At 40.1% G+C, this 19077-nt stretch carries 22 protein-coding genes; 13 read left to right on the top strand and 9 right to left on the bottom strand.

Annotated features, from left to right (window positions below; translation table 11 throughout):
• Position 1: 1 nt before the first annotated feature.
• The 3 genes from ACRWQM_RS02420 to ACRWQM_RS02410 all read right to left on the bottom strand — a co-directional run bounded on the left by ACRWQM_RS02420 (position 2) and on the right by ACRWQM_RS02410 (position 2526).
• Positions 2-907, bottom strand: coding sequence for a metal ABC transporter solute-binding protein, Zn/Mn family (locus tag ACRWQM_RS02420; protein ID WP_434931147.1), 906 nt, complete (start codon positions 905-907; stop codon positions 2-4).
• Positions 891-2111 carry a hypothetical protein gene (locus ACRWQM_RS02415; RefSeq protein ID WP_434931146.1) on the bottom strand — a complete coding sequence of 407 codons (1221 nt, stop codon included), beginning with the start codon at positions 2109-2111 and terminating at the stop codon, positions 891-893. The genes ACRWQM_RS02420 and ACRWQM_RS02415 overlap by 17 nt, the downstream gene beginning before the upstream one ends.
• A gap of 121 nt (positions 2112-2232) precedes the next feature.
• On the bottom strand, positions 2233-2526 hold the full coding sequence (locus ACRWQM_RS02410; RefSeq protein ID WP_434931145.1) for an ABC-type zinc uptake system zinc chaperone: 294 nt from the start codon (positions 2524-2526) through the stop codon (positions 2233-2235).
• A gap of 210 nt (positions 2527-2736) precedes the next feature.
• Between ACRWQM_RS02410 and ACRWQM_RS02405 the strand changes: the two genes are divergently transcribed.
• Positions 2737-2862 (top strand): hypothetical protein, encoded by a 126-nt coding sequence (locus ACRWQM_RS02405; protein WP_434931144.1) that lies wholly within the window; start codon positions 2737-2739, stop codon positions 2860-2862.
• Here the strand turns inward: ACRWQM_RS02405 and ACRWQM_RS02400 are convergent.
• Entirely contained in the window at positions 2859-3185 is a 327-nt protein-coding gene (locus tag ACRWQM_RS02400; protein WP_434931143.1) for a hypothetical protein, read from the bottom strand. The two genes, ACRWQM_RS02405 and ACRWQM_RS02400, sit on opposite strands and share 4 nt — an antisense overlap.
• A gap of 206 nt (positions 3186-3391) precedes the next feature.
• Between ACRWQM_RS02400 and ACRWQM_RS02395 the strand changes: the two genes are divergently transcribed.
• Together ACRWQM_RS02395 and ACRWQM_RS02390 are read left to right on the top strand one after the other, a co-directional pair.
• On the top strand, positions 3392-5062 hold the full coding sequence (locus ACRWQM_RS02395; protein WP_434931142.1) for a mechanosensitive ion channel family protein: 1671 nt from the start codon (positions 3392-3394) through the stop codon (positions 5060-5062).
• An 87-nt stretch (positions 5063-5149) separates the two neighbouring features.
• Complete coding sequence (locus ACRWQM_RS02390; protein ID WP_434931141.1) at positions 5150-6040, top strand: aldo/keto reductase; 891 nt, start codon at positions 5150-5152, stop codon at positions 6038-6040.
• A 65-nt stretch (positions 6041-6105) separates the two neighbouring features.
• Here ACRWQM_RS02390 and ACRWQM_RS02385 read toward each other — a convergent pair whose 3' ends face one another.
• Positions 6106-6942, bottom strand: coding sequence for a MaoC family dehydratase (locus ACRWQM_RS02385; protein ID WP_434929142.1), 837 nt, complete (start codon positions 6940-6942; stop codon positions 6106-6108).
• Between the two features lie 232 nt (positions 6943-7174).
• On the opposite strand from ACRWQM_RS02385, the gene ACRWQM_RS02380 reads away from it, so the two are divergent.
• Positions 7175-7951 carry a methyltransferase domain-containing protein gene (locus tag ACRWQM_RS02380; RefSeq protein ID WP_434927237.1) on the top strand — a complete coding sequence of 259 codons (777 nt, stop codon included), beginning with the start codon at positions 7175-7177 and terminating at the stop codon, positions 7949-7951.
• An 88-nt stretch (positions 7952-8039) separates the two neighbouring features.
• On the opposite strand, the gene ACRWQM_RS02375 is transcribed toward ACRWQM_RS02380, so the two are convergent.
• Complete coding sequence (locus tag ACRWQM_RS02375) at positions 8040-8903, bottom strand: TraB/GumN family protein (RefSeq protein ID WP_434931140.1); 864 nt, start codon at positions 8901-8903, stop codon at positions 8040-8042.
• 134 nt (positions 8904-9037) lie between these two features.
• Here ACRWQM_RS02375 and ACRWQM_RS02370 point away from each other — a divergent pair, with 134 nt between their 5' ends.
• On the top strand, positions 9038-9349 hold the full coding sequence (locus tag ACRWQM_RS02370; RefSeq protein WP_434927239.1) for a prephenate dehydrogenase: 312 nt from the start codon (positions 9038-9040) through the stop codon (positions 9347-9349).
• A 190-nt stretch (positions 9350-9539) separates the two neighbouring features.
• Complete coding sequence (locus ACRWQM_RS02365) at positions 9540-11288, top strand: GGDEF domain-containing protein (protein WP_434931139.1); 1749 nt, start codon at positions 9540-9542, stop codon at positions 11286-11288.
• Here ACRWQM_RS02365 and ACRWQM_RS02360 read toward each other — a convergent pair.
• Positions 11285-11827: a DUF3016 domain-containing protein gene (locus tag ACRWQM_RS02360; RefSeq protein WP_434931137.1), complete on the bottom strand. Its 543-nt coding sequence runs from the start codon at positions 11825-11827 to the stop codon at positions 11285-11287. The genes ACRWQM_RS02365 and ACRWQM_RS02360 overlap by 4 nt on opposite strands.
• A gap of 307 nt (positions 11828-12134) precedes the next feature.
• Between ACRWQM_RS02360 and ACRWQM_RS02355 the strand changes: the two genes are divergently transcribed.
• Positions 12135-12437 (top strand): hypothetical protein, encoded by a 303-nt coding sequence (locus ACRWQM_RS02355; RefSeq protein ID WP_434927242.1) that lies wholly within the window; start codon positions 12135-12137, stop codon positions 12435-12437.
• A 124-nt stretch (positions 12438-12561) separates the two neighbouring features.
• Here the strand turns inward: ACRWQM_RS02355 and ACRWQM_RS02350 are convergent, their stop codons facing one another.
• Positions 12562-13071: a DUF4240 domain-containing protein gene (locus tag ACRWQM_RS02350; RefSeq protein ID WP_434931136.1), complete on the bottom strand. Its 510-nt coding sequence runs from the start codon at positions 13069-13071 to the stop codon at positions 12562-12564.
• Between the two features lie 66 nt (positions 13072-13137).
• On the opposite strand from ACRWQM_RS02350, the gene ACRWQM_RS02345 reads away from it, so the two are divergent.
• The 5 genes from ACRWQM_RS02345 (at position 13138) to ACRWQM_RS02325 (ending at position 16368) form a co-directional block, all read left to right on the top strand.
• Entirely contained in the window at positions 13138-13533 is a 396-nt protein-coding gene (locus ACRWQM_RS02345; protein WP_434931135.1) for a hypothetical protein, read from the top strand.
• 102 nt (positions 13534-13635) lie between these two features.
• Positions 13636-14433 (top strand): response regulator, encoded by a 798-nt coding sequence (locus ACRWQM_RS02340; protein ID WP_226413123.1) that lies wholly within the window; start codon positions 13636-13638, stop codon positions 14431-14433.
• 123 nt (positions 14434-14556) lie between these two features.
• Positions 14557-14829 (top strand): HU family DNA-binding protein, encoded by a 273-nt coding sequence (locus tag ACRWQM_RS02335; protein ID WP_188840938.1) that lies wholly within the window; start codon positions 14557-14559, stop codon positions 14827-14829.
• Between the two features lie 331 nt (positions 14830-15160).
• Positions 15161-15847 carry a TorF family putative porin gene (locus ACRWQM_RS02330; protein ID WP_434931134.1) on the top strand — a complete coding sequence of 229 codons (687 nt, stop codon included), beginning with the start codon at positions 15161-15163 and terminating at the stop codon, positions 15845-15847.
• 344 nt (positions 15848-16191) lie between these two features.
• The gene (locus ACRWQM_RS02325) at positions 16192-16368 is read left to right on the top strand and encodes a PA3496 family putative envelope integrity protein (protein WP_226413119.1); all 177 of its coding nucleotides are present in this window, start codon (positions 16192-16194) and stop codon (positions 16366-16368) included.
• Between the two features lie 103 nt (positions 16369-16471).
• Here ACRWQM_RS02325 and ACRWQM_RS02320 read toward each other — a convergent pair whose 3' ends face one another.
• A complete protein-coding gene (locus ACRWQM_RS02320; protein ID WP_434931133.1) occupies positions 16472-17434 on the bottom strand; it encodes a PDC sensor domain-containing protein in 963 nt (320 codons plus the stop codon).
• Between the two features lie 225 nt (positions 17435-17659).
• Here ACRWQM_RS02320 and ACRWQM_RS02315 point away from each other — a divergent pair, with 225 nt between their 5' ends.
• Positions 17660-19015: a flavohemoglobin expression-modulating QEGLA motif protein gene (locus tag ACRWQM_RS02315; RefSeq protein WP_434931958.1), complete on the top strand. Its 1356-nt coding sequence runs from the start codon at positions 17660-17662 to the stop codon at positions 19013-19015.
• Positions 19016-19077 lie beyond the last annotated feature (62 nt).

The raw sequence follows: 19077 nt of genomic DNA, 5'->3' as shown, positions 1-19077 counted from the left end.
GTTATTTCACTCCGTTTAATAACGACAGCACACTATCGTACAAACTGATCAAGTCAGTACTTTGCTCATTACCGCCAACTGACATAGGTAAAGTAACAACCTTAAGATTAGCTCGTTCCGCTAACCATTCAGCACCACGCTCGTCCTGGTAAGATGCCACGATTATCGCCATTACATCTCCCTTTTCAGCACGGGCAAGTAAAGTTGCTAAGTGACTGCTTGTAGGCGCTAAACCAGGCTTAGGCTCTAAGTCTGCCACCTGCTCAATCCCAGTCCAGTTAAACAAATAACGAAAACTAGAATGGTAGGCGATGACTTTTTTACCCTTCAGTCTTTGTGCTTGTTGTTGCCACTGTGGAATTTTCGCTTGCCACTGGCTACTAAATTGACTCAAAGCCTGTGTATAAGCCGCTTTATTGTCCGGGTCTAACTGAATCAATTTAGCGGATAAACCTTGAGCGACTTCAAGCATTCTCACCGGATCAAAATGTAAATGTGGATTGCCTTTAGCATGCACATCCCCCATAGAACGATCGACACTTTCGAGTTTATCTAGGGTGTCGGTATGTTCGGCGGCATAGAATAACCCTGTATCCGTTGAACGAACTCTGTTGTTAGATGCTTTCATCTGCAACATAGGTAGCCAACCAATTTCAAGGTCAGCACCGGCACAAACCACTAAATCCGCTTGACGCATTTTGGCAATTAAGCTTGGGCGAGCCTGCACCAAGTGCGAGTCTTGCATAGCTGTAGTTGCAGAATACACCTTTGCATCGGGCGCAAGTGATTGTGTCAATGCGGCATATTCAGGCTCACAAGCAAATACATTTAACTCTGCATTGGCAGATGCCGAGCATATTAACGCAAGCCCAGCAGCCATTTTAATCATTCTAGAATTGATGTGCACCGTGAGCTCCTAATGTCATAACATATTGTAAAGTGATGATATTATCGTCTTCAAAACCCTCGAAATTAGTCCCTTGCTGATGAGTATATTGCAGGCGAACCGTTGAGAAGTGGCTGTTGTGCCAAGCTAAACTGATTTCAGTTTCTTTTAGCTTCTGTGGATCTAAATGATCGCCATGAGCTTCAAAAGTATCCACTTGACCATAACGTAAACCCGTAGACCAATTCGGGCTTAATTGATACACGCTACTGACATACCAACCTTCATGATAGTCGTTATTAGCAGCTTCGCTTAAGATGTCATGGTCGTGTTCCCCATCATCTGCGTGGTCGTGATCAGATTCTTCAACGCCAAAAATGTCTGTCACACGAAAGTATTCGCCACTCACAGTTAAGTGCTGATATTTATAATTACCATTAGGTGCCCATTTATAGACAAAATCAGCAATGTAGGTATTCTCTCCGGTATATTGCGCACTGTGATCATGACCACCGTGAGCATCGCCCTCATCAACATGGTCATGCTCTTCTTCTTCGCCAATCACTTTGCCGTTGTCATTACTCAGGTAAGCTAGACCAAGCTGCCAGGAGCTATCAACACCAATATCACCACCTAACTTGGTGAAAGCGGTATATACACCTAAATCGCTAAAGTCACGTTCACCATGCTCATCAGCTGCGTGCATTTTATCGCCCTGAAACACTTCAAGGCCTAAGTTCCAGTAAATATCAGTTGGAGCAACAATACTCACTCGTAAACCATCATCGAAATAATGACCACCTAAAAATGCACGGTAAGCAGCTGGGCGATCGGCAAAAGAGTCTGTGTGTAAATGTTGATTATTCAGATAGCCCACATCAGATAAGAAGCGCCCTGCGCGAACAGATAATCCTTCTGGCAAAGCCATAGTTTGAATAAAGGCTTCTTCTAATTCAAGCTCAGTATCACCATCATGGCTGGCTAATACTGCGGTCATTTTGCCATAAAACATATCGTCAATATTGGCACTGATAGCCAGTTCGGTCTCACCTAAACCAAATCCTTCAGCACGTTCAGACATTGCACGATCACCCGATTGATAATAACCGTCTAACACGGCACTAATATTGGGGTTAGTTAAACTTGAATCTTCCGCCATTACGGCAACAGAAGTAAACGCACAGCCGATAGCGACTAAAGATAAAGGTGTTTTTAAAACAGACATACATGCTCCCTACGTTTTAGTCCGCAATATCATTTAGCGAGACTAAAACCATAAACTTAACATCGTCAAAGCAATAGTTGCTGACGATTCAATTAAAAATTAATAACAATTTGTAATAGGTTTACACGGTATAAGGAGGGCCACGGCTGTGATAATGAAATATGCTAACTGATGAAAAAACGGGCAACACATCGACACTAACTTCATATTGCTTTTTTTGGATCGGGATAGAAAAAGAAAATGCATGCAGTACTTTATTCAGCTGATGCTGGTGAAAACACAAAGTACAGTGATGAGAATTTACGCCGTCTTCATGGTGTTCAGTACTGTGATTTGACGCAGCCAAAGCCAATACCATCAAAATGGCACAAAGCCAAATTGCGATATGTTGCTTTAACTGAAGGCTAAATCTCACAAAAATACCAAACTAAAGAGGATGTAATAAGCAGCAATTCTAAAAGACAGCAGTAAAAAAGCAAGCTATAGATTGTTACAAATCACTTTTAGCGTCAATTTGTGCGCGACTAGGCTATTCAACTAAAGACTTAATCAAATTAAGATAAACTTAAGCTGATGTTCGTAACATTGGCGCATACTCTGTTAAATCTCAAAAATAGGACTGACCATGGCTAACTTTATACGTGCAAACATCGGTATTATTCTTACCATGGTTATCATTGGCGTTGTTGTACTCGGTGGCATCTATTGGGTGGAAGCCTCTTTAGAAAGCCAAGAACAGATAATAAGCTAATCTAGCTTTATATTTGGCACTTGGTCTTCAGGTGCTTCAATGAGAATTAAATGATCCATAATGTGTGTTATCCCGACCAATATCACTGATAAAATGATTGTTGGGGTAACAATATGCATCACATTATCTAGATAATATCCTGCAACACCGGCTATTGTCGCAACATAAAAGCCAATAATTTTGGCTGATGTTAACCACTTATTCCGCCCTAACCAAGCACCACACTTAGGGCATTGAATATGCGACCCAAGACCTCTACCACGGCTTTGAGTGACACTTGCTACCGAAAACCCTTTATGACAAAAAGCACATTGTAATAACATCTTAAATCCTTGCGGGTAAACATACCTTTCAAACGTAACGCATATTAAGTATATGTCTACAACCCTGTTAAATCAGCGACGTATTATGGACTAATATTGGCTTAGTACCAAAAGCTTATTGGTTAAGCGAGATAAACACTTTATGATAAAATATCTTACCGCCTGCATGCCAAAATCAACATAGCTTACCCACAGGATCTTTTAATATGCTCAGCCTGAATATATCAAGAATGCTTATTACTGCCAGTTTCACTCTAGCTTGCCTTCTTGGCACCGTCAGCGCACACGCTGAGTCACCTATCAATCCCGAGCAGATAATCGAACCCGTCTATCAAACCAGTACTGATGTTCGCGATAAAATTGAATCATTATCATCAATCATTCAAGGTGATATTGACTTATTACCAGACTTAAAAGGTGAAATTAAATCAATTACAGAATATCGCATTAAAACCAGAGTGATAGAACTGAGAAACCTGATCGATAACTTGATTAACGCCAGTGAAATTGATGAGAAATTTGTGGTTCCACTAGTACAGTCTCAATTAGTATTTTTAAAGCAAGTACGTCACTACCTTAATACCGATATCATTCAACTTCGCAGTCAGGTAGATGGTGGCAGCGGTGATAATGCTATCTTATTGAGAATTTCAGAACGCGAATTTCAACGCGATCATTATCTTAAAGCTGAATTAGAAACGATTATCTGGGCACAAAAAGTCAAACTCGATGTAGAAACCTTAAAGAAAACCCTAACCAAACGCTTAATAACCCGTGCAGATAGACTAGACAGTCTAGTGTCTTATACACAAAATGAGCTACAGAAATCAGTCAGCGAAGCGACTGCTGCAGGCGACAACATTAGCTCAGAGCAAAAGCAGCGCGTGAGTTCACTCAAAGAAAGGCTAGCACAAAATAGCGCCAGCTTATCGACCGCCGCATCCCTGTTAGAACAATTAGGTCAAGACACTGCTAACATCAAACAAACCCTATTTAGTATATCGGGGGATATCACCCAGGATGTGCTGAATTTTAATGTTGCATCCAGCCTACTGGAAGAATGGGCAAATGTTGCTAAACATCAGGCTTTAGACAATGGCCCAAGCGTTACTTTTAAAATTATTATTTTTATATTAATACTATTTATCAGCAGTTTGATAGCCAAAATAGTGACCCGAGTTGCCACTAAAACGGTCACAGCTTCTAAGCTTAAATTTAGTAAATTATTACAAGACTTCTTTATTTCGTTATCGAGTAAAGCCGTGTTCGCTATTGGTTTATTGGTCGCCTTATCTCAACTCGGTTTTGAGTTAGGTCCTTTGCTAGCAGGTTTTGGTATCGCGGGTGTGATTATTGGTTTCGCCTTGCAAGACACCTTATCTAACTTTGCATCGGGAATGATGATTTTAGTTTATCGCCCTTTTGACGTAGGTGATTTAATTAATGCCGCCGGCGTAACCGGAAGAGTCAGCCATATGAGTCTAGTATCGACAACCATCAAAACCCTAGACAACCAACGTCTTATTATTCCTAATAACAAGATTTGGGGCGACACCATTAATAATATTACCGCAGAGCACCAGCGCCGTGTAGATATGACATTTGGCATCAGTTATAGCGATAATATAGAGCACGCTGAAACAATTTTAAAAGACATTGTTACCCAGCATCCAAAAGTGCAAGTAACGCCTGAGCCTATTGTGAAGTTGCACACCCTAGGCGAATCATCGGTTGACTTTATCGTCAGACCTTGGGTAAAACCTGATGATTATTGGGATGTTTATTGGGATATTACCCGCGCGGTTAAAATGCGCTTTGATGCTGAAGGCATTAGCATTCCGTTCCCACAACGCGATGTGCATATCTATCAGAAATAGCTAACTACAAACAAAATGCACCGACTACGCTGTAGGTGCATTGATTAGGTTGAATCACTTTAGCATCAATTTATATTAGGACACTTCATGACAACATCTCATTTTGCATTTTCAGATTTTATTGCCGGTTTTTGGCGTATTGATGCATGGAACATGACCCCGCAACAAAGGCTTACGCTTATTGAGCAATATCTTGAGCTTGGGGTAACCAGCATGGATCATGCTGACATTTATGGCGTATACCAATGTGAGACATTATTCGGCGAAGCCCTTGCCCTTGCTCCCCATTTACGCCAGAAAATGCAACTGATAAGTAAGTGCGGTATCAAGCCTGCATTTGATGGGTATGATAATCGTTACGTCAACCATTACGACACCAGTAAACAGCATATTATTCGAAGCGTTGAGCGTTCACTGATCGAGCTAAAAACCGACTATTTAGACGCATTACTGATTCATCGCCCCGATCCTTTAATGCAAGCAGATGAAGTTGCTGAAGCTTTCTTACAATTAAAACAACAAGGTAAAGTGAACCACTTTGGTGTGTCCAACTTTTTACCCCATCATTTCACTTTGCTGCAGTCACGGCTAGACGATCCACTCATCACCAATCAAGTGGAAATATCACCGCAATGCTTAACCCATTTACACGATGGTGTATTAGATCAATGCCAACAATTAAATATACGCCCTATGGCATGGTCATGTCTGGGAGGCGGTACATTATTCAGTGAGCAAACAGAGCAAGTGGTACGATTAAGAAGCTGCTTAACAGAGGTGGCAGACCAGGTAAGCACGGCAGACATAAGTCAGGTTATTTATGCCTGGGTCGCTATGTTACCCAGTAAACCGACACCGATTATTGGCAGTGGTAATATTGAACGAATTCGTAGTGCAGTAAACTCAAGCAGCATTCAGTTAACCAAGCAACAATGGTTCAGTATTTGGCAAGCATCAACGGGACACAGTGTTGCCTAAGCAAAAGTACGTCAGATAACCCTCGTATTGTTATTACGAGGGTTGAGGGTTACAAGGGGAGCAGCCTAATCTAGATAACGCATTTTACCATGTAAATGAGGGCGCTTACCCTTTACATCACGCATTTCAAAACACTTACCATCCTCAAGTGATTCATAGGCAAAAGTCACTTCTGATGGCATAAATACGGGTAATTTAAATTCCACATCAACTGTAAATGGACGCTCGCCAATAAATTGCATTAGCTGTGCCATACAACGTGCTTTTGACCACATACCATGGGCAAGTACCCGCTCAAATCCAAAACGCTTTGACAGTAATGGGTGTAAATGAATTAAATTGTAGTCACCTGATGCTTTGGCGTAATGACGACCTAAATCTTCTGTTAAGCGCCATTGCTGTATATTTTCCCAAGCCATATCAGATGCTCGAGGTGGCCGAGGACGACGTTTGGCGGACTCAATGCGGTACAAGTAGGTTGAATGCGCTTGCCAGACTAACTCTTCAGCAACGTAAACACTCGACTCAAGCACAAACTCCAAGCCGGCATCTGTTTCAGTGCTGCTAGTGAGCTGACACTTTACGGTTAATATCTCATTCGTTTTCACCGGCCGTAATACACTAATACTGTTTTTAAGGTGGATCATGCCAAGCAAAGGGAAGGTGATCGCCTTATGTGCAAATATCACCGCATGTAAACGAAAGGCCAGTACATATAAATAAGTGGGCGGTAACACTTTCTCGTCAAATTGAAAGCCACAAACGTTAGCATATTGACGTACTTTATCATTTGATAAAAAAACATTATCAGTTTGAATCGCAATTTTAGGTAACGGTTTTTTATCCCAACCAGGTTTACGGCTAAAGAATATTTTGCGATAAAGTGTAAAAAGCGATGGCATCGCTTTTAAATCAATTTTGTAATCGAAACTCAATGTGACAACCCTTTTTAAACGGCACGTCTTGCACCATAGTGGTGATATTATAACTCAGTATTTCCCTAAAATTGAAATACTTGAATTAACTCTTAATATTTATCATTAGTTCAATGAGTAGATACAGCTACTTTTAGCTTTACCCATCACCACAGTCATTGCAGAATAAGCACCTATTAAACTAATAAAAAGATGTACTGTGCAAGATACTAACTTCGATAAACTCAGCCAAAAATTTGCTAAAAATATCTATGGCACCACTAAGGGTGATATTAGAGCCGCTGTATTGTGGCGCGATCTTGAGCCTGCCATAGGTTTATTGGCCGCGTTAAATCATTCACCGTTACGGATATTAGATGCTGGCGGCGGTTTTGGTTTATTAAGCCAAAAGTTAGCTGTGCTAGGACACGAAGTGGTGCTTTGTGATATTTCTGCGCAGATGTTGGCCGAGGCGCAACAACAAATTGATGCGAGTGAAACACCGTTAAACATCACCCTGGTTCACAGCCCTATACAAGCTTTAACACCTGAGCTTAATGGCCAGTTTGATATCATTTTATGCCATGCTGTGGCCGAATGGTTAATCGATGCACAATCAACACTGCTGGGATTATTATCCTTATTAAAGCCACAAGGCCTATTCTCTTTAATGTTTTACAACAAAGAGGCAATGCGGTTTCACAGCTTAGTTTCTGGCAACTTTGACTATGTCATGCGTGACATGAAAGTTAAAAAGAAAGTCGGTTTAACCCCTACACATCCTTTATATATCGAAGACGTCCGCAAATGGTTTAACCAATGGCAACTACAAATAGTTTGTCAGTCTGGTGTTCGGGTCATCAATGATTATTTAAAGCATCAATTACCGCCTAATTTCGATATTAAACAGCTGATAGAGATGGAACTGCTTTATTCGCAGCGTGAACCCTATTTATCCCTTGGTCGTTATGTGCACTTTTTGGCTAAACAAGCTTAAATTCGATTCAAAAGATAACTAAGCAGAGCTAAGCACTGCTCGATATCATTTGAGCTTGTTATTTATCCTTAATCATATAGTGGCTGCTTTAATTACAGCTTTGCTGCCAACAGTTCTGCACTGTTGCACCTTGTTGACGCAGCAATTGAGGTATATTTTGCTGCCCGACTAAATGACCAGCACCGATAATAAAAAACAGCGGTTGCTGAGTTTTTTGGTGCATCAATACTAGCATTTTGTCACTCATAGTGTGATTTCGCTGCCATAGCAATTTACTCAACAACTCGTCTGACTCTCCAGCTTGCTGCTCCATAATATTGGCTAACTGTTTTTCATCGCCGTTACGCCATGCTGCGATTAACTCGAGCATTTCGGCATCAGTGGCATTTACCGCCTCGTCTAACATTTGAATTTGGCTTTGCCGACTAAAAGATGAAATCAACTCAAATTGAAAAGCCACACTTTCAAGTTCAAATAGAGGTTTGGATTGGCGTATTGTAGCAAAGGAGACGTCGACACCTTGATCTGCACTATATCCTAACGCGGTAAAGCGCATCATGCTGATTTGTGCAGCTTGCAGCCAAGGCGCAAATTGCTGAATCGCTACACAAAATTGCTCCATTGACTGGCAATACTTCACTGTAACTAGTTTGGTTTGCTCAATTAATGCTGCCTCTGCGTAGCCGTATTGTTGTAATAACCCCATGGTATCAGCCTTGTTAACATCAGCTTCTAACACCAAGGCAGCACTTTGCTCAAAAGCACGCTCAATTTGAGGCGCCATAGGATAAAAGTCAGCCTTACCCACATGAATAGAGCCCAGTAAATAAGCTTGCTGATTTTTCCAGGTCACTTTATAGAACGGGGGTTTATCATCTTGTGCGGCATATAACCGCGGTGAAATAAAAAAACTTACCAATATAATCAATAGCGTATATTTACTAATATTCATTAACCTTGACGTATTAAGACTCAATATAGCTAACATTTGTCTATTCATATTCACACTATGATGACTTTTCCTTGTTGCATCCATGTCAGAACCTTATAATTTGTAAAAATGCATCGTTAGATTTAGAGACTCTTATGCCGTATACCAAAGTCATTCAACAGTTAAAAGAAAACCTGCAAGTCGCTTACAGACAAGCCATTGACTGTGATATTCGCTTAGATGAACTTCGTAAGGCGGGTCACGGTAAGTTTGTTGCTATCTTCACAGAAGAACATGGCTTTAGCCAGAGCAGTAATCGCTTTTTACCCTATGTTCAAGAACTTGCCACAGAATTTGAAACCATACAAGAAAGTGTCCACACAGCACCAGAAACGCTTGAGGCATTTGTTAAAAAGTTGGCCATTCTACTGCAGACATTACAGGCATTTAAACAGCAAAGTAAATAACCTCAACTAGGGATAATAAGCGCTTAACCAAAGCTATGGTTAAATAATACTTCAATCCTGCAATTTAAACATTGCAGGATTTTTTAATGCTAAAATTCGATGAGTGCAGCTTTGTTAGAGAGGATATATGACATAAATCTGTCATTGATGAAGATTATGATAAGCCATCATCCGTTGTAAGATACCTCTCATGTCTTCTATCGATTTATGTAATACATTAAATGAAATCATTGATACACAAAATATTGATGCCGTGTTCCAGCCCATTTTTAATATCAGCACCAACAAGCTACATGGGTTTGAAGCATTAAGCAGAGGCCCACAACATAGCACTTTGCACTCTCCCGCTTCCCTGTTTAAAACGGCAGAACATTGCGACAAACTGAGTGAATTAGAAACGCTCTGTCGCGGTATATCGATTAACGCGTTTAAACAGCAGCAACTACCGGGCAAGTTATTCATTAATATATCGCCAAAAGCATTACTCGATCCGGCACACCCCAAAGGCGCCACCTTAAAGCTCATTAAGCAATTAGGCTTGTCACCCAATGATGTTGTCATAGAGCTATCGGAACAATATCCCGCAGATGATATCGACTTACTCAAATCCTGCTTAAATCATTATCGAAATCAAGGTTTCCTCACAGCCATTGACGACTTAGGCGCGGGGTATTCAGGCTTAAGACTATGGTCAGAACTCGCACCTGATTATGTTAAAATTGATCGTCATTTTATTCATCAAATAGATATTACCCCTGTAAAACAAGAGTTTGTTCGCTCAATTGTCGATTTATGCCAAAGCTTAACCTGCAAAGTGATTGCTGAAGGCATTGAAACAAAAGAAGAGCTCACTATGCTTTCTCAGTTAGGGATAAGTTATTGCCAAGGATATCTACTTGGCAGACCTGAAACCCAGCCGACACAGGAATATTATCAACCCCAGGTTATTGCGCCTAGCATGCCTCGCACCCGATACTGCGAAACAGCGGAAAGTATTTGTCATAGCGCAATTACCGCTTCAGCAACAACCCAACTAAAGCAACTTAGTCAGAAGTTTATAGACCAACCTGCACTACAAGCTATTGTTATAATCGAGGATGAAATTCCTCAGGGCATTATTAACCGCACAGCATTGTTAGAGCTATTTAGCACGCCATACGGACGTGCATTGCATGAAAATCATCCAGCAAGTGCAGTAATGGACACCCATGTATTACAAATTGACGCCAATAGGCCTTTATCTGAAGTCAGTCAATTATTAACATCAGAAAACGCTAATACAGTCGCTCAGCAATTTATTATTACCCGCAATCACAAACTCATCGGTATCGGTCATACCAAAGATTTACTGCAAAGAATCACTGAACACCGCATAAAAATGGCTCGACATGCAAACCCATTGACCAATTTACCTGGTAACGTGCCTATTCAAGAGGAACTTAAGCTGTTAAGAACTCAACGAAAACCATTCTATTTAGCCTATTTAGATTTGTGTCACTTTAAGCCATATAACGATATTTACGGGTTTTGTCGTGGGGATGAAGTTATTCAGGTGGTAGCGAAACTATTAATGCCGTATCAAAGCGACCGCTGCTTTGTAGGGCATATTGGTGGGGATGATTTTGTGATGATTTGCACTTGTGACAATAGCATAGATCACAGCAAACACATTATTGAGCAATTTAATCAGCATAAGAGTGAATTTTATCGCGACGAACACTTACAAAGCCAAAGCATATTTACAGAGGATAGAAATGGACAATTGCAACATCACCCATTGATTTCATTATGTATCGGGGTATTACCTCCAAGCATTACCACTAATGCGACAGAGCATCAATTGTCGACATTAAGTGCTCAAGCAAAAAAACAGGCAAAACTCGCCGTTAGCGGACTTTACCTGTTATCGGACCAAATAATGGAATTACATGTCGCTTAAAGCGCTTTGGGTGCCTCAAGTTGTGGGGCAACCGTACGTTTTAGCCAATCATTTAGCATAGTCGTTTCCGCCGAAAAAGGACGTTCATTGATTCGACTTATACGGCTCAGAAAACTCATGTCAGTCAATTTTTCATCGCCACTAATAATGACTTTATTGTCTTCCAAAATTTGATAAGTAAAGGTCATTTTTGGTGGGTATAGCTCTTTAACAACTCGCAAGTCGCCGGTTGTTGCACCAAAAGTAGGACGCATATCCCCCGCTAAATCGACATTAGAAACCTGCATTTCAAGCTTCTGATTAGGCTTAAGTGTTTTCTCTGCCTGCTTATTAATATTTTTAGTTATGGTCTCAAAAAATCTATTTTCAAAACGCGATTGCAACTCATTTGAGGCTTTAATGTCATTGTAGTTATCAGGCTCTAGCCACTCTACTTTAACAATGCCTGTCTCAGTGATAGGGCTAACCACTTCCACTTCCTCTGCAATTGCCACGCTACTGACGAATGCCCCTACTACCAATAAATAGTTAATGTTCATAATATGCCTCCAGGCAAAATTTAAATAGATTTAGATAGCTTGTTTACTTGATGAAACTACTTTAACAAAATGAACCTGTACATTTGCTTAACATAAAGCATATTCCAAGAATATAAATTAAAGCACTGTTTTTAAACAGCTAAAAACGTAAAAATCTAACTCAGCTGTTTTTTTATGCTTCGTTCAGCTTTGGTTCAACAAACTGAAGCTACTATCACTCCAACAAAAAGACAGCGTCTTTACACTAGCGATTGTTCAAGGAACTAACGTCGTGACTAATCAATATTAATGCTACGGAGTCATAACAATGAAACTGATCACTAATTCAACAAAACGTGTTTCTTTAGCCGCTTTATTCGCCACTCTTGTCGTGGGCCTAGCCGTTTCAGCTCAAAGCCAAGCCAATGAATCCAACCTTCACGGAGGCGTTATGGAGCAGCACAGCACTCAATTGAGTCAACAAATGCAAAATAATGAACAGCTATTAGAGTTAAAGTTAGAACAAAAACTTACTCAACAAGTAGCCAAAGCAGAAAGCCAGTATGTTGCTAAAATTTGTCAACAATATGATTTATCTTATGATAATGAGACATCTACTTGTATAAAGTAGCCGCGAATCCAACATAAAGCGACTCTCAATACGCATCTAAATTGCCCTGACTTGTCAGGGCTTTTTCACTTATGGGGTGTGGGGCGACTCATTTAGGCCATGTTTAAACCTCAAACAGTCTGAGTTAGAACGGGAATCGCGCAGTTAATTTAGGGTAAGTCTGTTTTAACACTTTAGGCTTAGTCGAAAACTTTTTCCCCACAGGCGTATTATTGCCTGAAGGTACAAACGGTAATTCATCTTCATTACGGTTTTCATATAACTGACCCGCAACTAAATCGTAATCTTCAATAAACGGATAAGCATAATTATCTTTTAATGGCCATTGCGCCAAATCACCTAAGCTATCCGGTTGGGCAATAATTTTGTCATACCACTCTTGCCCTAATGACAAAATAAAACAACGAAACTCAGTAAAAGCATAATCAGAATCACAGCCCGTCACAATATAAGCTGCGCCCCAAATAGCCCACTGATAACTTCGGCGCAATTGCTGACCAAACATTTTATCAAATGCTTTTAATGACTCATCATCTAAAGGATCTAGTGACTGCTGTAATTGCTGTACGATTTGTTCAGAAGACTGGTCTGCATGGTTGCGGGTAACCAGTTGCCAAAATTGTGTTTCAGTCATTGAACTTTCCCAATATCCATTAAATTGCGATATTCTATCCTAAATACATCAAACCAAGTGAACAAAATGACACAGGTTAAGCGCCCCTTGGGCATTATATTACTGATTGCTTTATACAGTTTATTTACTATTATCGCCCTTTGGCGTGCAACTCAACATGCGACTTTTGACATATTAACCCTTGGTGTTTTACCCGTATTAGTGGGTCTATTGATCCGCGCGAAATGGGCTAAAATAGTGCTCTTTTTTCACCTAGGGCTGCAAACATTAGTGTTAATTGCAATGGGAACTACTGCGTTAATCGCGTATCAAATCACTCCCGAGGACGTGAAAATTGAATTTAATGGCCAAATCATTCCTATTTGGATAGTGGCAAGCGCTGCTATAAGTCTAGTCACGCTGCAGTGGTGGGCAGCACTAAACCATAAAGCGCGTCAGTATTTAAATAATATTGGCATTTAAAGACCACTTGAAACTGATTGTCGAGGACGTATTTGATAGTAATCTACTTATATGTCTATGCTATAGTCTATCTAGTGGTACAAAATAATAAGAGTTTAATAAATGCACAGTTTATCCCCTAGCGAATTATCTATTTTATTGCTTGAGCCTTCTGAGACTCAACGAAAAATAATTATGTCTCGATTACAGCAAGAAGGCGTTGTTAGCATTCAAACCGCTACAACTCTTGAAGATGCCAAAGCGATTATAGCTCGTCATAAGCCTGACTTAATTACTAGCGCGTTACACTTTCCTGACGGGGAAGCAACGGATTTACTCGCGTATATCAAGCAAAAACCAGAATACCAAGACATTCAGTTTATGTTGGTATCGAGTGAATGCCGCCGCGAGCAACTTGAAATTTTTAGACAGTCAGGTGTGGTTGCCATTTTACCTAAGCCTTTCAATTCAGATCATTTGGCTCGCGCATTAAACTCAACCATAGATTTAATCAGTAATGACGAATTAGATTTGAGCCATTTTGATGTGCATAATCTGAGAGTGTTGGTCGTTGATGATAGTCGTTTAGCACGTAACGTGATTAAACGGACCATTGGTAATTTAGGGATTAAAATTATTACTGAAGCAGAAGATGGTCAGCAGGCTATTAATCTAATGCAGCATAATATGTATGATTTAGTGATTACCGATTACAACATGCCCAGTGTTGATGGATTAGCGCTAACGCAATATATTCGTAATGAAAGCCAACAGTCACACATTCCTATTTTAATGGTATCGTCTGAGGCTAATGACACCCATTTAAGTAACGTATCCAGCGCTGGGGTTAATGCCCTTTGTGATAAGCCTTTTGAACCTAATTTAGTCAAACGGATCTTATATCAACTGCTTGAAGAGTAGCATAGTGGGTATTTCACAGTCTTTTTACCCTTTTATCGGACAAAATACTTTTAAAGCGTCAACGCTTATGGCATGTTAACCACGTTTTTAAAAACATTTCTATGGAAAGCAGAGAATATCAATATGAACAAAAGTGAACTGATTGCAAAAATTGCTGAAAACGCAGATCTAACTAAAGCAGAAGCTGGCCGTGCATTAAAATCATTTGAAGCAGCGGTAACTGAAGCGATGAAAAATGGCGAAAAAATTTCTATCGTTGGTTTTGGATCATTTGAAACCTCACAACGTGCTGCACGTACTGGTCGCAACCCGCAAACTGGTAAAGAAATTCAAATTGCCGCTGCAACTGTACCTAAGTTCAAAGCTGGTAAAACGTTAAAAGATAGCGTTAACTAAAAATAAGTTAACTGTTATTTTTAAAAGCCTCCTTTCGGAGGTTTTTTTATGCCCTATTTCTGTCAAATCGGGCAATCCTCGAATCAACATCGCCAGATCAGCTTACTGCACAACCCAAGTGCAATGCCGCACCATTACAAAGCAACCAATAGGCTTTCAACGTGTTCGAATTTTAGTAATTAGTTGATATATATGATATTTAAAAATTGGCACAACCTTCGCTTAACTCAGAGTAGATAAACCAACATTTAACACTCTGTCTCGATATATGAAGTTTTAAAGTCCTGACATACACAGTGTTAAATGCATAATAAAACTTTGAGGGAAGATGATGAAAAAATCACTATTACAAGCAGTTGCGTTATCAAGCACACTATTACTCAGCAGCACAGCTTTTGCCGAAGTATCCGCTAATATTGGCGCAACGTCTAACTACTTATGGCGCGGAGTCACCCAGACAGATGATGCGGTTGCTTTGCAGGGTGGCCTTGATTACGCACACGAGTCTGGTTTTTATGCTGGCACTTGGGCATCAAATGTCGACTTTGGTGATGCAGCAACCTATGAAGCGGACTTTTATGCAGGCTATGCTGGAGAGTTTGCTGAAGATTTCACTTACGACGTAAGCTATTTATATTACGCCTACCCTGATGCTGACAGCAGCTATGATTTTGGTGAAGTTTCATTTGTATTAGGTTGGAAATGGCTCGAATTAGGTTATTCAAAAGTGGTCAATGCTGATTCTGGGGTTTCTGGTGCTGACAGCGAAACTGATTGGAGTTACTTACAAGCTAATGCCAGCTTCCCTTTAACAGAGAAAGTCAGCTTAGGCGCTCATTATGGCTATTCAAAGGGTGATGTCGTTAAAGACCTATTTAGCGAAACCTATTCTGATTACAACGTGTCACTGAGTGCTGACACAGATGTTGGCACAGTATCTTTCATGGTTTCTAACACAGATTTAGCAGATGACGATGCAAAAGTCGTTTTAGGTTATTCATACGGCTTTGATCTATAGCAGTACAACAATGTGAATTGTTTGCTAATCTAGTAGGTAAGCAATTTTCATTGGCATGTTAAGTTGCGTTAACGTTACCTTAGGGTGGCGTTTTTATTTTTAAACCTTACCCTAATAATGACGATTCCAATGTTCGTCAATCTTCAAATAAAAAGCCGTGTACTTTCCCTCTTTTATATCGCTCAATTAGCTTGCCGGAAAATAACTGCTAAGCTCAAATAGTGAAGGTAAAAAAAACTGTTCAGCTTGAACAATATATTTTGCTTTTCTAAGGATAATTTTTTGGTTAGAAAGAGCTCATTGGTTTAGTACTGTTGTTTACCATTGGTTATGAGGGTTTTATTATGGCTAATATCACTGAAAGAGTGCCTGACGATACAGAAATTGAAGCGATGACTTCACCAAGAAGTGCTAAAGGAGCCGAAAATTTGCAACATAAACGTCAAGTCAAAAGGCGTTTAGAAGATTTTCTTGAACAAGCACAACTTAGAAAAGCCATTGGTGATGACGACTTCTTTTAGTCATATAATCATCACACAAATAAAAAAACCATCGTTACAACCGCTGTCACTAAGCCGTTAATACGATGGTTTGTTTTTTAATAGCGGTAAATAAACTAAACTTTTAAGATAAGCGATTAAACTTTTGTTGCTGATTTTGAGTCAACAATTGCTCCGCCCTAGCCCCTAAATAAACATAAATACCTAGCCCAACTAACAAGCCAACTACAGCTAACATCATCATGATGGCCGGCTCAATATATTGTTTCTCTCCTAAAGAAGCTTTGAACATAGTTAGCAAAGCTTCTATCGAAATTGCGATTAAGATGGTGGAAATAAAACGCGTTATAGTCCGCCGTGTTGAACTATGACGAAATATATCTTTATGCATTAGCACTTCTTCTTCCAAAATCGTTTTACCCAAATCAAAAATCGCTAATGCGAGGGTTAGAAAAATAATAATACCAAAAGGCAGTAACGGATCATTTTGCGCCGGCTCAGACAGCAAGCGATAAATATCAGACACTACCGTCCACATTAATACACTCACTAAGACAAACAGCCCCAGCACAATAAAACTATATACGGCTTTAAATATTGGCGTCATTTTACGTCTTGCGCTGTCACCCATCATAAACTCAATCAACTGAGTAAGATTAATATCAACCACTACAATGACGCACTGACTATTAGCATTTAACAGCTGTCTTGAGGCGCTTACACACAGGCCTCCACCCGTATTAGATAAATATGGGCTAGTAATATAGCGAGTACTGTCTTGCTCGGCTAAACCAGTAAAATAGGGACGATGGCTTCTGTCGGTATCGCGCCCTTTATCAGATAATTTAACTTTGCCTTTAGACACCACAAGGTTGTCGCTCACTTGAGTGCCATTTTCATCAAGTAGATACAGCAATTGCACAAAAGGGTAACTTCTAGCTAGCTCATTAAACACCTTATCTGAGGTCGGGTTCTGAAATATAGATGCGTCACTTAATCCTAATAAAATGGAATCCAATAATTCATGAATAACCGATTCATGCTCATGATAACGTTCGATAACACTTAAAAAACTCATTGCAGCCATATATCACTCCCTCTTTACCATAAGAGGTTAAAGCAGTGATTGTGCCAACTAATTACTATAATAAATTCATAACCTTAGTAACAAACACATCTTATTTAGGTCATAAACCAGTGCAATTGCACCAATATAATCCATGGCAGATGAAAATTTTCGATTGGTGAATTAAAGCAATTAATGAGAACATTGATTAACTTTGCCCAGATTTATCAAACCATAGGTAATGCAATGTCTGATGCTTTAATTCGTTATCAACAAGATATTCGCCGCTTTTCGGATGAATTAATCCGTATACAAGCACCGATTAAAATCCTCGACACCATTAAATGGCCACGTGAAATCGAAGACAAATTTTTAGCCAAACAAACTAAAGTACTACCAGAAATAAGCACTGACTTTTACGATTCAATTCCCGTGTCTTTCAATACCGGTAAAACCCAGCAAGACTTGAAAAGTCTTCGCTCTGCGATTGAAAAGGGCTTAGGTAAGAAAGATAAACTAGGTAAAATACTCATTGCCAATGTTGACCAATATCGCATTGTGATCGACATGCTCAATAATCGTGGTAAACCCATGTTTGGCAAACTCAGCCAAGAACTTTATGGCAGTGCTAGTCATAAATTACACGGCGATCGCCATACATTACGCCAGCTAGGTGACAGGCTAAGTCATATTTTCTCATTACCCGCTGCAAGGCATATGAGTAAACAACATCCTAAAATCATCACCGCACCAGAGGCCGTAAAACAACTGAGTCAGCGACTGGTTAACTATTTTCATGATGATAAAATATACGTAAAACTCAGCGATGGTATTGTGTCAGATGCGGCGGTCGGCGGTGACACGGTTAAAATAAACACTCGCGCCATGTTCAGTGAATCAGATATGAATGTGTATGAAGTACATGAAGGTTGGGTGCATGTGGGCACCACACTCAATGGACGAGCCCAACCGCATGCTACATGGTTAAGTGTTGGTTCTCCGCGGGTTACCGCTTCACAGGAAGGTCTAGCGGTATTAATGGAGATGTTAACCCTTAGCTCTAACCCCGGAAGAGCTAGACGTATCAGTGATAGGGTGTCAGCCGTTGATATGGCGGAGCAAGGGGCGGACTTCATCGAAGTGTATCGATATTTCAGAAACCTACACTTAAGCTCAAAAGACAGTTACCGAGTCACCCAGCGTGTATTTCGTGGTGGCATGGTCCAAGGCGGCAGTTTCTTTACCAAAGATATTTCCTATGTCCGCGGCTATGTTGAAAACATCAACTTTATTCGCAGTGCTATTAGCACTGGTTTACCTGAACTTATCCCTATGCTGTTTTTAGGTAAACTGGCTATCGAAGATATTCCTGATCTCTATCAAGCTTATCAAGAAGGTGTGATTGCTGGGCCCAAGTATCTTCCACCTATGTTTGCAGACATTAGTGGTCTATATGCATGGTTTGGATTTGCTTCAGGTATTGGCAATATTGATTTAAAAGGAGTGCAACGCCACTTTGCGCGCTCTTTTGATAAGGTCACCATCAAAACCCCAGAAGCAGACTTATTTGATGATTCAGAATTTGATAATAACTCGGATTAACATCCATAAATAAGGGCAACCATAGTTGCCCTTATTTTATTTCATGTCCTATCAATCAATAA

This window comes from Shewanella sp. HL-SH5, assembly GCF_051163755.1.
In the GTDB taxonomy this organism is placed as follows: domain Bacteria; phylum Pseudomonadota; class Gammaproteobacteria; order Enterobacterales; family Shewanellaceae; genus Shewanella; species Shewanella glacialimarina.
The sequence above is the reverse complement of the archived record's forward strand: the minus strand, read 5'-3'. Positions and strand labels throughout refer to the sequence as shown.